The organism is Mesotoga sp. UBA5557, assembly GCF_002425715.1.
In the GTDB taxonomy this organism is placed as follows: domain Bacteria; phylum Thermotogota; class Thermotogae; order Petrotogales; family Kosmotogaceae; genus Mesotoga.
On the sequence record NZ_DIMV01000030.1, the window covers coordinates 9,623 to 24,381 of the forward strand.

General features: G+C 46.9%; 14 protein-coding genes. 11 read left to right on the top strand and 3 right to left on the bottom strand.

Features of this window, described 5'->3' with window-relative positions; genetic code table 11:
- The first annotated feature begins 698 nt into the window (after nucleotides 1-698).
- From B3157_RS03650 to B3157_RS03670, 5 genes are read left to right on the top strand one after another with little or no spacing between them, the layout of a single operon-like run.
- On the top strand, nucleotides 699-1,865 hold the full coding sequence (locus B3157_RS03650) for an ROK family transcriptional regulator (protein WP_292588928.1): 1,167 nt from the start codon (nucleotides 699-701) through the stop codon (nucleotides 1,863-1,865).
- A gap of 29 nt (nucleotides 1,866-1,894) precedes the next feature.
- Nucleotides 1,895-2,821: a sugar ABC transporter substrate-binding protein gene (locus tag B3157_RS03655; RefSeq protein WP_214060977.1), complete on the top strand. Its 927-nt coding sequence runs from the start codon at nucleotides 1,895-1,897 to the stop codon at nucleotides 2,819-2,821.
- Nucleotides 2,822-2,845: 24 nt separating this feature from the next.
- The gene (locus B3157_RS03660; protein WP_214060978.1) at nucleotides 2,846-4,057 is read left to right on the top strand and encodes a hypothetical protein; all 1,212 of its coding nucleotides are present in this window, start codon (nucleotides 2,846-2,848) and stop codon (nucleotides 4,055-4,057) included.
- On the top strand, nucleotides 4,050-5,591 hold the full coding sequence (locus B3157_RS03665; protein ID WP_292588931.1) for a sugar ABC transporter ATP-binding protein: 1,542 nt from the start codon (nucleotides 4,050-4,052) through the stop codon (nucleotides 5,589-5,591). Before B3157_RS03660 ends, B3157_RS03665 begins: the two co-directional genes overlap by 8 nt.
- The gene (locus B3157_RS03670; RefSeq protein WP_214061047.1) at nucleotides 5,592-6,542 is read left to right on the top strand and encodes an ABC transporter permease; all 951 of its coding nucleotides are present in this window, start codon (nucleotides 5,592-5,594) and stop codon (nucleotides 6,540-6,542) included. It begins immediately after the preceding gene.
- 83 nt (nucleotides 6,543-6,625) lie between these two features.
- Here B3157_RS03670 and B3157_RS03675 read toward each other — a convergent pair whose 3' ends face one another.
- Complete coding sequence (locus B3157_RS03675) at nucleotides 6,626-7,294, bottom strand: P-II family nitrogen regulator (RefSeq protein ID WP_292588934.1); 669 nt, start codon at nucleotides 7,292-7,294, stop codon at nucleotides 6,626-6,628.
- The gene (locus B3157_RS03680; protein WP_349680359.1) at nucleotides 7,287-8,777 is read right to left on the bottom strand and encodes a DUF1538 domain-containing protein; all 1,491 of its coding nucleotides are present in this window, start codon (nucleotides 8,775-8,777) and stop codon (nucleotides 7,287-7,289) included. Before B3157_RS03680 ends, B3157_RS03675 begins: the two co-directional genes overlap by 8 nt.
- Before the next feature lie 394 nt (nucleotides 8,778-9,171).
- Here B3157_RS03680 and B3157_RS03685 point away from each other — a divergent pair, with 394 nt between their 5' ends.
- Complete coding sequence (locus B3157_RS03685) at nucleotides 9,172-9,753, top strand: hypothetical protein (protein ID WP_292588938.1); 582 nt, start codon at nucleotides 9,172-9,174, stop codon at nucleotides 9,751-9,753.
- 152 nt (nucleotides 9,754-9,905) lie between these two features.
- Here the strand turns inward: B3157_RS03685 and B3157_RS03690 are convergent, their stop codons facing one another.
- Nucleotides 9,906-10,796, bottom strand: a complete 891-nt coding sequence (locus B3157_RS03690; RefSeq protein WP_292588940.1) for an isoaspartyl peptidase/L-asparaginase family protein — start codon at nucleotides 10,794-10,796, stop codon at nucleotides 9,906-9,908.
- Between the two features lie 230 nt (nucleotides 10,797-11,026).
- Between B3157_RS03690 and B3157_RS03695 the strand changes: the two genes are divergently transcribed.
- The 5 genes from B3157_RS03695 to B3157_RS03715 form a co-directional block, all read left to right on the top strand.
- The gene (locus B3157_RS03695; protein WP_292588942.1) at nucleotides 11,027-11,206 is read left to right on the top strand and encodes a hypothetical protein; all 180 of its coding nucleotides are present in this window, start codon (nucleotides 11,027-11,029) and stop codon (nucleotides 11,204-11,206) included.
- A gap of 111 nt (nucleotides 11,207-11,317) precedes the next feature.
- Nucleotides 11,318-12,163 carry a DUF5685 family protein gene (locus B3157_RS03700; protein ID WP_292588944.1) on the top strand — a complete coding sequence of 282 codons (846 nt, stop codon included), beginning with the start codon at nucleotides 11,318-11,320 and terminating at the stop codon, nucleotides 12,161-12,163.
- 2 nt (nucleotides 12,164-12,165) lie between these two features.
- Nucleotides 12,166-12,960, top strand: coding sequence for a J domain-containing protein (locus B3157_RS03705; protein WP_292588947.1), 795 nt, complete (start codon nucleotides 12,166-12,168; stop codon nucleotides 12,958-12,960).
- 7 nt (nucleotides 12,961-12,967) lie between these two features.
- Nucleotides 12,968-13,549, top strand: coding sequence for a hypothetical protein (locus tag B3157_RS03710; RefSeq protein ID WP_292588949.1), 582 nt, complete (start codon nucleotides 12,968-12,970; stop codon nucleotides 13,547-13,549).
- 251 nt (nucleotides 13,550-13,800) lie between these two features.
- On the top strand, nucleotides 13,801-14,759 hold a 959-nt coding region (locus B3157_RS03715), incomplete at its 3' end, for an IS256 family transposase (RefSeq protein ID WP_292588951.1).

The window sequence follows — 14,759 nt, forward strand, 5'->3', positions numbered from 1 at the left end:
AGATTAAGTGATAAACTCAAGATAAACATAGAACGGCTTTCATGTGAACCATAGTGGCATAATCTCTTTGCATGGAGGTGTCTCCTTGGGCGGAGCAAGCAAATGGCTCCGTTTGACTTTTCTTTCCATTTGAATATTCTTGCAGACTCTTGTTTTCGATTTCTCGTTTAGTGTAAAAAGTATAGTCTGACCCTATTTAATCTGATTCCAATTGGCTAGGAGTGATTATTTGGATTGTTCTCATCTTCAGGCATTATTGCAGCCACAATGAAGAGCTCTTGAGTTCGGTCTTCGATTCACAGCAGAATCATTCTCTCAAAGAGCCGTTTATGTGTCCATTGAAATACAAGACCCACGCACTTTCATGTAAGGAACAAGGGTTAACGAAGATTTGTAGGAGGAAGATGGGTTTTTTCGAGAATAGAGAAATCATCTCTAACATTTTTACCACTCGACTACGGTTCAAGAGAGAAGAGTGAAAGTGATTAGTTGTCAAATCCTGCTTGTAGGATCCGCACCGTCGAGCCAGATTGCCCTTTGGCATTGACGCTTCAAGGGCAATAATTCAATTGAATTAGTTAGTAGTTTTTATTTACCAACTGGAATGATGCCCTTCTGGTGTTTTCTGTAAGCGATCTCCCGGTTGTCAGTCAAGAATCGGCGGAGAAGAAAATGAAGGAAGGAAGCGGGGGGAAGAAGTGGTATCGAAACTTACTGAGATCAGAACGAGCGAAATTCTGAGGATAATTAGAGAAAGGAAGAGTACTTCTCGAGTCCAGATAGCGAAACTGACCGGACTCAGCAAACCGACCATATCTTCAATTGTCAACGACCTTGTTAAAGAGGGTGTTGTAAGAGAGAACGGGCTCGGACAGAGCAAATCTTCCGGTGGCAGGAAACCTATCAATATCTCTTTCGCAAAAGACTACAGAAACGTACTCAGTGTTGACATAGGGGGAACTAAGAGTATCTTCGCGTTGATCGATCTTGACGGAAATATCTTGAAACACGACACTATAACTACTGACCTTCTTCGCACCGAAAGGGGTCTGGTAGATGAGTTGAATGAGAGGCTCGAGAGTTACATAGAGGAAGTCGGAAAAGAGAAGGTGCTGGGAATCTCTTTAGGCATTCCCGGTACGGTAGACAGGGCTACGCAGAAGATAAAATACATGCCCTCCTTCGACATCGGCAATCTTGATCTCAAGACGCCGGTCGAGAAGAAGTTCGGGATTTCGACGCTGATCGAAAACGATGTTACACTTGCCGCCTTCGGGGAGTCATGGATCGGTTCTGCAAGGGAGTACAATGATGTGATTCTGGTTTCGATCGGAACCGGTATCGGCTCAGGTATTGTCATAAATGATTCGGTTTACAGAGGATGCGTCGGTGGAGCCGGCGAAATCGGCGAATTTGTCACCGACTGGTCTACGGAATCAAAGATGAATGCGGGATTTGGAAGGCTCGAACAGTGGTTCTCGGGATTTGCGCTCGAGTCTTTCTGCAGGAAAAACGGCTGGGAATTCAGCGTAAAGGACCTATTCGAGAAGATGGACTCCGATGAGAGAATCCTCAAAAGAATTGTGGGAGGCTGCGAACATCTTGCACTTGCATTTGCCAATGCAATTATGCTTCTCGATCCGGCAAGACTTCTGATAGGAGGTGGTATTGGCTTCAATCAGTATGACCGGATTTTTCCGATAATCGACAGCACTCTGAGGAAGGTTCTTCCTCAAGAGCTTTACAGACCTGATCTACTTGTCAGAGCGGCTCTTGAGCCTTACAGTGTTGTCATTGGCGGAGCTTATTTTGCTCAGAAAGAGTTGCTCCTTAAAGAGGTTCTAGGGGGAACTTCGGGATTTTGAACGGCAGGAAACTACAAGAGGAGGTACTTATGAGAAAGATTACTGTTCTACTGGCTTTGATCTTCGTTCTAATGGCAGGAATTCTATTTGGGACGGACGTTGCAGTTTTGCTTCCCGGAACCGTTGAATTCTTCAGCGTCCAGAGAGTAGGGTTGGATGCGGCCGCTAAGGAGTTTGGACTGAACCTGATCTATGCGGACGCAGAATGGGATGCAGGCAAGCAACTGTCTCAGGTTGAGAACTTCATTGCAAGAGGTGTAGATCTCGTGCTACTTTGCGCGGCGGATAACATGGCCCTTCGAACGGCGGTAACTCGCTGCAACGAAGCCGGAATTCCATTGATAACATTCACAAACAGCATCGGAACAGATCCTGAAGGCAAGTATCCGGGTGTCATTAGCCACATAGGTCGTTCTGAGATAGGATCAGGCGTTGTCCAGGCAGAATTTGTCGAGAAGCTCTTTGGGAACGCCGACATCGACATAATTCTTATAGAAGGTAATCCCGGTACAACTGCCCAGAGAATGAGAGAAGAGGGTTTTCTCTCCGTTGCTGAAAGAAATCCTTCCTGGAGCATAATTGAGAAGCGCCCTATCGACGGCTGGACAAAGGAAGGAACGCTTGCGTTCATGGAAGCTTTCCTCCAGAGCGGCAGAAATGTCGACGTCATTGCCTGCCAGTGGTGGTCGGGAGCCATTGCGGCATCGATGGCGCTCAAGGAGAGAGGAATCACCGACGTAGTGGTTTTGGGCCTGGAGTATGCTAAAGAGCTCGTTCCTTACATCGAAGCCGGAGACGTTTACGCTTCCACGTACTTCTCGGTTATTGAAGAAGGCTACAAAGCTGTCGAGGCCGCCCATCTATACCTGACCGGCCAGGAAGTGCCGAAATTCGTCGAGATCCAGCAGGTAATGGTCACAAAGGATAACGTGGGCGATTTCGAACCGGAAATGTAAGAGAAATACGATAGGAGGTCGCTGATGTCTGAAGCAGGTAAGATCAATATCCTCTCACAGCTGTTCTTTAACGAGGAGCTGTCCAGGGATAATTCAGGAAGCCTTACAGAGAAACTTTCGAAGGCAAAGAAGGCAGGGCTTGAGAAGCTAATTATCTGGTCGGTCCGGCCCGAAAATCTTTCCCCGCTTGTCTCGATTTGCAGAGACGTCGGGGTCTCTCCGCATCTCTGGTATCCTATGCTGGCAGACACGCCAGTAGATTTCGATACGGACGCCTTCAAGATCGTCAGAACGATAGATAGCGGCCGGTCGGAGATACTGGAATCCCAAAAGGCCGGCGGTGAGGAGTTTGAATTTCTTTGCCCCAACAAGGTAAGTCGGGAGGAGGCCTTTCTAAGCCGCTTCGAAGAAATCCTTGGCCTTGCCGACTTCGACGGCGTCTTTCTCGACAGGATCCGTTTTCCTTCGCCGGCCAACGGGATAGGAGAGATGCTTACCTGCTTCTGCGACACCTGCAAAGAGAGATCAAGTGCAACGGGTTCAGCCTTTGAGGAGGCAATTCGCGGTTTTTTAAGAAAGCTCGGTTCGAAGAGGGGAATGGACGAAGTACTGGAAACTCTCAAAGAGTTTTACAGAATTACCGGGGAATTTCTCGAGTTCAGAAAGTCATTGGTGCTCCAGCTGCTAACTTCATATTCAGACAGGGCGAAAAACCTGGGCCTTGAAGTGGGCGTGGATCTTTTCTCCCCTTCTCTTAGAAATATCGTTTCGCAGGATTACGAGAGAATATCCAGGCATGTGGATTGGATGAAGCCGATGATTTACTGCAAAACAATGGGGCCGGCCGGACTTCCGATGGAACTTCTCTCTCTGGCGCAAATTCTCGTGGATCACGCCTTGCGGCTTTCGGAGAGAGAAGCGCTTGAAATCATCGGAGAGCTGACCGGCCTTCTTTTGCCTGAAAGCTTTGAAGAAATAAGAATGAGGGGCATCGATCAGAAGAACTATGAACTCGAGCTGAATAAGATCGATCAGATGAATCTCAATCCGGTAACCAGGATCTTCCCCGGATTTGAGGCGATCAATCTTCCCCCTGTATGTTCGGTCGGTCTGGAGGAAGTCGGGAATTATGTAGAGGCAACTCTTAGAAAAGGCAATGACGGGTTTGTTCTCTCCTGGGATATAAGGCACATAAGCGATAAGATTCTCGAGTATGTGGGTGATTTAGTTGAATAGAGATACTGTGGGTTCTAGACTCATTCTCGAAGTTAAGGAGATATCGAAGAGCTTTCCCGGTGTTCAGGCTCTTGACAGGGTAGACATGGACGTGAGAGAGGGGGAGGTCCACGCTCTTCTGGGAGAGAACGGATCGGGAAAGTCGACGCTCACAAAATGCATTGTCGGAGCTTATCAGAAGGATTCCGGGACTATTCTATACGACGGGAAGGAAACAAGCTTCTCATCTCCAACGGAATCTTTCAGGAAGGGAATAAGTGTTATCTATCAGGAGAGGAGCCTCATTCCCAAATTCACTGTCGAGCAGAACATATTCCTCGGTGACGAGATGCAGGTCTCGGGCCTGCTTTCAGAGAAGAATATGAGAAAGAGATTTCACAGCCTTTGTGAATCGTATGGATTTGATCTCTCACCGGACGAGAAGATATTCAGGCTCGGGGTGGCACAGCAGAAGGTTGTGGAAATCATGAAGGCACTTTCCAGGAATTCGAGGGTGGTGATTATGGACGAGCCGACGGCCTCGCTTTCGAAGGAAGAGTCGGATCATCTCTTCAAGATTATCTCGCAACTTAAAAGCAAGGGAATCTCGATTCTGTATATCACCCATATTCTGGAAGAGGTCTTCAGAATTACAGATAGAATTACAGTCCTAAGAGACGGCAGGAAGGTCTCCACTCTGAATACTGCTGAAACTGACAGAGAAGAAATCGTCAATTTAATGGTCGGTGAAGTCTTTCATGATATCGAAGATATTTCGAGCTCCGCAAACTACGACCTACCACCCGTCATATCTGTGAAGAACGTTCGAAAGTTGCCTAGAGTAAGGGATATCTCATTTGAAGTCTATCCTGGTGAAGTGCTTGGAATTACCGGTCTCACCGGCTCGGGAAAAACGGAGCTGGCCAGGGCGATTTTCGGCGCCGAGAAAGCAGACAGCGGCGAGATAACTGTCGAGGGCAAGAGAGTGAATCTAAGCTCGCCGGTAGATGCCATAAATGCAGGGATAGCGCTGATCCCAGAAGACAGGAAATCCGACGGCCTCATAATGCTTTTCGAGGTCTTCAAGAATATTACTCTCCCTGCGATAGGCGATTTCACAGTGACGCCCGGATTGATCCTGACAAAGAGAGAGTATGTTAAGGCGAATGAATACAGGGAAAGGCTTAATATCCGGCTTGCTTCGATACATCAGCAGACGAAGTTCCTCAGCGGAGGCAACCAGCAGAAAGTCGTAATCGCAAAGTGGCTGCTGACCAGCCCAAAATTGCTGATCATGGACGAGGCGACACAGGGAATCGATGTGAAGGCAAAGAGTGAGATCTACTCGATTGTGAGAGAGCTTGCCGAGAACGGCTTCTCCGTTATCTTCATTTCCTCGGAAGTGCCGGAAGTTCAGAGAGTATCCGACAGAATCCTTGTAATTGCAGATGGAGAGGTCGTGGGAGAGTTCAAACGCGGAGCTCGCCAGGGCGAGATCCTGAAGAAGGCATTGAGCGGAAAACAAGAGCATCTAGATAATCAGGTGGTGAGTTGAATGTCTGGACCCGCTGTTAAGTCGAGGTTGGCAAGCTTTCTGGGAAAGTACAAAATCATCATAGCATTCTTTGTGTTGGCGCTGGTCATCTCGCTTATGACACCCAACTTTCTGTCTTGGAGAAACATCATAAACATATTCAGGCAGAGCTCGATAATCGGAATAATGGCTATCGGCTCCACCTTTGTCATTATCGGCGGCGGGTTCGACATCTCGGTCGGCTCACTACTGGCTCTTTCCGCCGCTATGGCGGTTGGACTCCAGTCTTCTATGCACTGGTTCCTCGCCGTGATTGTTGTTCTGCTGGTTGGTGCCGCCTTTGGAGCGGTAAATGGATTCCTTAGCTCGAAAATCCATATCCCGCCGATCATTGCCACTCTGGGAACAATGACGATCATAAGAGGGATCGTTTATATGTATACGGGCGGCTATCCTCTTTATGTCGACTCAGAAGGGTTTGCTTTCATCGGCAACGGCTACATAGGGCCGATTCCCTTTCCAATAATTCTGCTGCTGATTCTGGTAGCTCTCGGTCAGTTCATTCTTGTCAAGACGAAATTCGGTCGATACTCCTGTGCCATTGGCGGCAACAAAGAGGCGGCCAGACTCTCAGGAATCAAAGTCGACTTCTACATGACCCTGACCTTCGTTGCCGGAGGTGTAATGGCTGCAATGTCAGGAATCGTCTACGCCTCAAGGCTGCTTTCAGTTACACCTCTTGCCGGCCAGGGCTATGAGCTGGATGCGATAGCTTCTGCGGTAATAGGCGGTACAAGTGTGTCTGGGGGAGAAGGTTCAGTCGTGAGAACTCTCATCGGGGCGTTGTTGCTGACGATGATAACCAATGCGTTCAACCTGATTGGGATAGATCTTTATGTTCAATACGTATTCAAAGGACTTGTAATTCTGGCAGCGGTTGGATTCGATTCATTCTACAAGGCCCGTGGCTAGAAGAATCAGCAAATAGGGTTGACCCAAAGATGAACGTACAGGCTTTCAGGAGATCGCCTCTTCATTGCATGGTTTATCTGTCTCTACTTGAGGAGGCCATAGGCATCGGCCACATTTTGAATGAAAAGGATTCCCTTACCCGGTTCATCAATTCTTAGCTTCTCTCTTATCTTGTTCACTATTGTCTGTGTCAACTCCTTTTCGGAGACGATCATGACGATCTCCTTTTCGGGTTCGATCTCCATTGCAAACAACGTGCTTCTTTCGTGAACACCGGATCCTCTCGCGTTAATTACCGTTCCACCTTTCGAACCCATCTCGGTAGCAGCATCTATAACTTCTTCTGCCTTTCCCCTATCAACTATTACTGTAATCAAGTGATACATAATCTCTTTTTCACCTCTTCCTTCTTGGAGCGAATTGCATCCCAGCTCTTTTGATCCTTCTACTTCGCGTATGTCTACAGTGAAAGCGATTCCGTGGTTCGGGCGATCTAGCATCATATCTCTGTTAAGAGCTTCAAGCGCGCTCTTGGCAGTCTCATTGTCTGCAACTATCAAGACTATTTCCTTTCGGATTTCGTACAGTGCGAAGAAATTCAATAATCCACTTTTTACAGTGCCCCTTCCCAGCAGAATAGTGCCTCCATTTGTACCGTTTGCCCTTGCAATTCTCAAGACTTCGCTTCCTTTGCCGAAGTTAACGATTACATACACCAGCTTGTAGGGACTGAGATTCTCATTACTAGCCACTTGACTCAACACCTCTTTTTCTTGTCTTCATCTTGTATATCAACCCCAATATCTGTAGAGCGATAATGGGTGTCATTGCGACCATAGATATGAGACCGAAAGCGTCAACGAGCACGTTCGCGCCTTCTATTTTACTCGCGGCGCCCTGGGCGAAAGCGAGTACGAATGTACCTGTCATCGGTCCGGAGGCAACACCTCCCGCATCGAAAGCAATTCCGACAAAGAGCTTAGGCGAAAGAAACGACAGCACTATGGAGATGACATAGCCGGGCAGAAGAAAATGCCAGAGCTGAACCGCCGGCACAGCTATCCTAATCATTGAAAGAGCCACTGCCAGACTAACACCGGCCGAAAGGGCGAAAAGCACTATTCTTCTCTTAACGGCACCGCTGGTCACATCTTCAATTTGATGAGTCAGAACGTGAACCGAAGGCTCTGCAAGGATTGTGACAAGACCCAGAATCAAACCAACTAGAACTAAGATCGACTTGTTTCCCATTGAGGCTATTCCGTATCCGATTTCTCTACCAACATCCATGAAGCCTCCGTTGACACCAACGAGAAAGACCACCATGCCCACAAAAGTGAACAGAAGTCCGACAGTAATTTGTCTGATCATCCTCTTTGAAAGTCTAAATGAGCTGAACTGAAGCAGCAAGAAGGCCAGCAGTATTGGAAGCAGTGAAAGAAGAACATCTCTTGCGATCATTGGCATCAAACCAAAGAAGTGACCGAGAATCGCGGAAGATTCCGATGCTGAATAATCAGGGGCAACTTCCATAATGTTGTTAGTGGAAACTATTCCGACGAGGAGCACAGAGATAATTGCTCCTGCGGAGGCAATTCCCAGGAGTCCAAAACTATCGTTCTCTGAAGATCTACTATCTCTTTTGAGGACTGAGATACCGGCTGCAAGTGCAAGAATGAATGGAACGGTCATTGCGCCTGTTGTAGCTCCGGAAGCGTCGAAAGAGATCGCAAGGGATTCTCTCGAAGAAAAGAGAGAAAGGATGAGTATTACCCCGTACGATACTGTCATAAGCTTGTTGAGGGCGACATTGAAGACGATTCTTATGAGTCCGAGTGAGAGAAATACTGCAATACCAACCGATGCGGTTAGAACAACACTCCAGCTAGATAATATGCCTGAAGAAACAAGCTCAACCTGAAGCGCGTGTATATGCAGTGCAGGTTCAGCTATGGATATGAAGAAGCCAAGTACAAGACCTGCAACAGCTACTATCCAGAGCTTGTTCTTCTTCGCTATGAAGGTACCCATGAAATTGCCGATAGGGCCAATCCCTATGCTTACTCCAAAAAGAAACGCTGACAACCCGACAACAATCAAGAAGGAGCCAATAACAAACCTTATTATTAGTAACCAACTCAACGAGACGAACAGGAAATTCAGTGCAAGAACCAGCACGGTAATCGGGAGAACGGCCAGCAGTACTTCCTTAGACTTCTCGAGAAGCAGGTTCAAAGCTCTGCTCACCTCTTCTCAGCGATCCGCACTCTCTTTGAAGATGGATATCCTCTCCAATTTGAAGTTCTTTCTTTATTACCAAGCGGTCATACGTTTTTAGATCTTCCTTCACTTCAAAGATCACTGCTCCTTGACTGGAATCATTAGCTTTATTATACCTGTTTTGTTGAAGCAGGGAAGATGGATAGATCAAGGTCGATTCTCGAAAAGGAAGAAATGAAGATAAGCCGAAGCCTTTGTGGACAAATCCTGGAATTACTGGAGATTGCTTTGTGTACCGAGCAGGAAGCGGATCGAAATGGGTCTTGGAAGTGGGAATCCGGTTATTTCGAGAGCCTTCGATGCTCTGTAAAGAGACAACGCCGACTTCCCGAGAGAGCTTAAGAATATAGTGGACTCAAAGGGTTTCGGCGGTTCCGAAGCAATCCGCGCCGTGCTCTTCGCGAAGGGTGGTCTAGAAGAAAAGAATTTCGTCAGGTATCAAGTGGAGAAGGCTCTTGAGGCTTTCGATTTTGTCAGGAGCGTCGGATCACTTTCGGAAATCACTGAAAACTACGGAGGAAAGCTAGTTTTCAAAGAAGGTGCAAGATGGCCGTCAATATATCATCTCCGACTCCTCGCTTTCACGAAGGAATGGAGAAGTGAGCCAAACAAGAAGCTTCTTATCGGTGCGATCAGAAGACTTGCGGAGATGTCGCCAATAGAATATGCGCTGGTTCGCCACAAAGCGCAGCTGATAGCGCCGGCCTCGGTCTTTATGGACGATTTCAACTCAGATATGGATAAGCTTGATTCAAAGGGGTGGATGATGTGGTTTCACAGGATGGAGTTGCTTGCGAGACGGGTATTGCAAATGAAGTCTCTTCGATCAAGAGACAGATTGGCCAGTTACAATCAATACTCCGGAAATCAGGAGCGAAATTTGCGGAGAAGCTCTCTCGTCCTTACTCCACTCACTGGAACTCTTATGTAGGTTTGGCTCTTGAAGAAAACTGGAGATCGTCATCAAGGAGAATCAACGATCTCACGTTTAGAAGTCTACTCATTCTCTATCATGCGAATGTGTGAGCCCGAATCTCCCTGAGTGTCCTTTGGTTCAGTTGAGTCCTATCGTTGTCTTCCGGATCAGTCAAAGCGGGAATACATTGTGGGCATGAAGAAGCCATTGTGGGAGATTCCGGCATTGCCTTCGTCATCCAGGGCGATCACTCCACATGGGGAACCCCTTTTGGAACAGATCTCGATAACTCTGTCACAGGCTTTTTGAACCGCTTGGCCGCCTTCGATGAGCTCGACGAGCTTCCTTGTGACTCCGACTCTCAGTATTCCCTCTCCAAGTCCGGTTGCCGAAGCTCCGGCAGATATGGACGCGAAAGTTCCGGCCCCTATGATGGGAGTATCTCCAACCCTTCCCGGAAAGGCGTGGGCAATTCCCCCGGTCGAAGTCCCGGCGACGATGCGACCCTTTGAATCTACTGCCACTGCTCCGACAGTTGAGAAGAGCCTCTGTTCAGCCAGCAGTTTAGAGTACTTTTTAACGAATTCTCTGTAATTCTCCGGAAGTTTCTCCATTTCTCTATTATCAGTATTCGCATGCTGCTCATCCGGACTTGTCTCTCTGAACCCCATAAGTCTGGCGAATATCTCGGCTCCCTTCCCGGAGAGAATTATGTGAGGAATTTCCTCCATAACCTTTCTCGCCACGCTGATAGGATGAGCGAAATTCTTGATTCTGATTACCGCTCCTGCCGCCTCGTTACTATCCATAATTGAGGCATCCATTTCGATTTCTCCTATCATGTTGCTGAAGGAGCCGGAAATGCCCGCATCGAAATGCGGATCGTCTTCAAGTGTCACGATAACTGACTCAACGGCATCTAAAGCGGAATCGCTTCCTTGCAGAACGTCGAGTCCTATTTCAAAGGCCTTCCGCACCCCTTGTGTGCGAAGCTCCATCTCTTTCTGCGGAAGGAATCCTTCATCGCATCCGCCGTGCACAATCAGTGCTCTCTTCAACTTATCACCTCCAATGAAATCCTCTGCTGCAATTCGAGCACAGCTCCTATCTCGGAGTATCCAATCGACTGCGAATGCGCCTGCACCAATTTTAGATGTGCGCGAGAGTACTAAGAGGCTGGAAACTGCAAGCAGTAGCAGTAACAAAAACAAGAGATCTATAAAACTCGGCTAGTCTTCACTATGCATGTCTCAATCTAAGATTACCGAATAGGTCACGGCATAGAGAGGTGTCTTCAGCCAGACAAGCTCTCAATGTTTCTAGCTTTTGCAAGTTCGTAGAGCTCTCACACGGAATCGAGTATGTTTATAGGATACTAGTAGTCACGGCAAGACTGGAAGAGGACTACATACGAGATAGGGTAAAGTCTGTAGATCAGCGTGAAGAAGCAGTAACACCTGTGAGATAATATATTCCTTGGGGCATCTGAAGATTCCACAAAGATGCCCACAGCAGCACTAACAAGAGAATCAAATGAAGCTTGAACAGAGAAAAAGCAGTGATCTAAAACGAGGTACGTATGCTTGGATATTTCAAACCGGGGAACTCGATTTCGCCCGAAGCGAGAAGACAGTATCAGGTTATCTACTGCACGCTCTGCCATAATCTCAAGAGGCTATACGGAACAAGGGCTTCAATGCTTTTGCAGCACGATCCGATTTTCTTCTCGATTCAGTCAGGTTTTCTGCCTTCGATCGATGAAGAAAAGGTAATAAAAAAGAGCTGTATTATACAACCCAAGAAAGTTGAAGTATTGGCAGGGTATGAGGCTTACTTTGATCCATTGTCTGATCTTTCTGTATTGATGATCCTTATAGCCCTATGGGACAAGGAGTTTGACAATGAGATTACTATAAGAAACAGGATCTTCTTGAAGATCCTTGGCAAGGTCTTCAGACTATCAGAGAGGAAACTTGCGGAGAGGGAGATATCGATTTCCGATCTGAAATCAGAGTGCTTTGCCGCGCTGAAAGTCGAAAGAGATCCAAAGCTTAATCCTTTGGACAGGCTAAGCAAATTCATAGAGTTCGGGGGAAGACTGACCGCTGAATTCTTCCCTGCTAATGGAAACTCAGAACGCAGCGAATCTATTTCCATAAATATGCTGAAAATCATGTACCTTGTCGATGCGCTGGAAGACTTTCATTCGGACGTGGCTAAAGGGTCTTTCAACCTCTTACAGGGTCAGAACCGTGAAGACATGGTAGGTTTAGTCGAGAGAGGCGTGGAGTCTTCGTTGAAGGCCATATATCTTCAAGGAAAACCTTCACTGGACACTTATTATAGAGAGATTGTATCAAGCGCAATGAATACTGTGATGAACAGTCTTGAGATAGCGAAAGAGAAATTCGATAAGGAGGGCTGAGAATGGCCAATTATTACGAGGTGCTCGGCGTAAAGCCAGATGCAACTCAGTCTGAAATTCGGAAACGTTATCGTGAACTCGTAAGTCTTTATCATCCCGACAAACATTCCAATAATCCGCTTCGTGAACTCGCAGAACAGAAGATGAAAGAGATAAATGAAGCTTACGAAGTCCTCGGGACTCCGGAAAAACGCGAGGAATACGATTCGGGAGTCCATACGGAAAGAAGTTATCATTACAGTGACAGGGCTTCTCAGAATTACGATATTCTGATCGCCAACGCAACCGAATCATACTCTCAAAGACTCTGGGGGAAAACCATCGAATACTGCACGCAAGCGATAGCTATCGACAGCTCGAGATATGAAGCATTCGGAATAAGAGGAATTGCGCAAAGCAGCCAGAACAACCACTCGAAAGCGATTGAGGACTTAGAAACCGCAATCAGGAATGGTGGACAAGACGATTGGATATTCGCTCAACTGGCCTTTAGCTACGCCGAAATGGGTAATCACGCTGAAGCGATAACATATATCAAGAAAGCTATGCAAGTGGGTTCCAGAGAGCCGAACTATCTGGCTTTTCTAGCTATCCAGTACGAAAAGTTAGGTAGCCAAACCGAGGCTTCGAATACCTGGAATGAACTGAGGTCTGTAGATCCAAACAACGAAACACTCAAACAAAGAGATCAGGTCTGGAAAGTGGGCGGTACCTACGTCAACAAGAAAGACGTGGGGACTACTGCCGCTGCTTGTGCCACCTGTATCTTATGTGATCTCCTCTGCAACTGCTGTTGACATTGATATGGATAGAGCCCTGGAGCTTTTGAGAGAGTATGGATACTTGGTTGTCTTCTTTGGTACAGTAATAGATCAGTCTGGCATTCCGGTCTTTATCGTGTCGGGCGGGATACTCATAGCCGCAGGCATACTTAAACCGGTACCCGTTATACTCTTGTCCGTGCTCTCTCTGCTCTCCACCGATATTCTGTTTATTCTGGTGGGTAATTACTTCAGAAATGCAGTCAGCGGCAATTACTCCAGCTCAAAAGGTGTATCTTGGCTAAAGCGTTTTCTGGTTCTGGGAACAGGTCTTTTTCTCTCTTCACCGCGACTCTTCTACATATTCTCGAAATTGATTCCCCTAATAGGGAAATATGTGCCCGTGTTCGCCGGATTCAGCGATTCACCGAAAGCGACCGCTATCTCTCTGTTCGCAGTCGGAGACCTGATATGCTCAATTCTGTTTCTGGCGGGCGGCTTTTTCTTAGGAGACTTATTTATTAGCTATTCCAGGAGCATAGCCGTCCTAACAGGTCTAGCTTTTCTGATAATATTCCTCGTAATCAGCAGGGCTATGAAGAGAGAAGTCAAGAAGAAGATCTAGTGTAGCCTGAACTCGACCGATCTTAAGAGCACACTCCCCGTCGGCAGGAGCATGCCGCCACCCCGCTCAAGCGGGGACTTAGATCAGAAGCGTCAAGATCAGCCCCCGAAAAGGAACTGGCGCGACGTCCCGATAGAGCAGAGGCCAGAGGCAAGAGGTCGGAAGAGCGAAGAGAGAGAGAAGTCCATGAGTATGTAAAAAAGATTGTGTAAACCCTCTAGAATGGAATAGAAGAATGGAGGGAAAAGAAGATGAAATTTGACAGAGAAGAGATCAAGTCGTTAATCGAGAAGAATGAATTTGAAAATGTCGGAGATGTTCAAGAGGTAATGAAGGAGTTGTTTGGTGACATTATTAAAGAAATGCTTGAAGGAGAACTAGAGGGAGAGCTTGGATATTCTAAGCATGACTACAAGAGCAAAGAGACTGACAATTCAAGGAATGGACATAGCAAGAAGACAGTTAGGAGCGATTACGGAGAAATAGAACTTGAGATACCGAGGGACAGAAAAGGTGAATTTGAGCCTGTTGTTGTTAAGAAACATCAGAGGGACATTTCAGGGATAGAGGATCAGATAATCTCCATGTATGCAAGGGGAATGACAGTAAGAGATATTCAGAGTCACATAGAGGATATCTACGGTTCTAGATTGTCTGCAGAGAGCGTAAGCAGGATAACGGACAAGATACTGCCACTGGTCTCCGAATGGAGAAACAGGCCATTAGAATCTGCGTATGCGATAGTCTACATGGATGCCGTGTTCTTCAAGGTTGTTGAGAGTAACCAGGTAAGGAAGAAAGCACTCTATATAGCCTTAGGAGTATCCCTAAATGGCCACAAAGACATTCTGGGTATGTGGATAAGTGAAACAGAAGGAGCAAGCTACTGGCTAAGCATTCTCAACGAATTAAAGAATCGCGGGGTTGAAGACGTGGCAATCTTCTCAATAGATGCATTAAGCGGAATGGAAGAAGCCATAGAGGCTGTATATCCATTCTCAGAGGTTCAGAAGTGCATAGTTCACCAGATAAGAAACACCATGAGATATGTAACCTGGAGGGATCGTAGACCTCTCGCACGCGATCTAAAGACAGTTTATCAGGCACCGACAAGAGAGGCAGGATGGAATGCATTGCTTGCACTAGAAGAGAAGTGGGGAGACAAATACCACTTGTCAATAAAAAGCTGGAAGGAAAACTGGGAATCTCT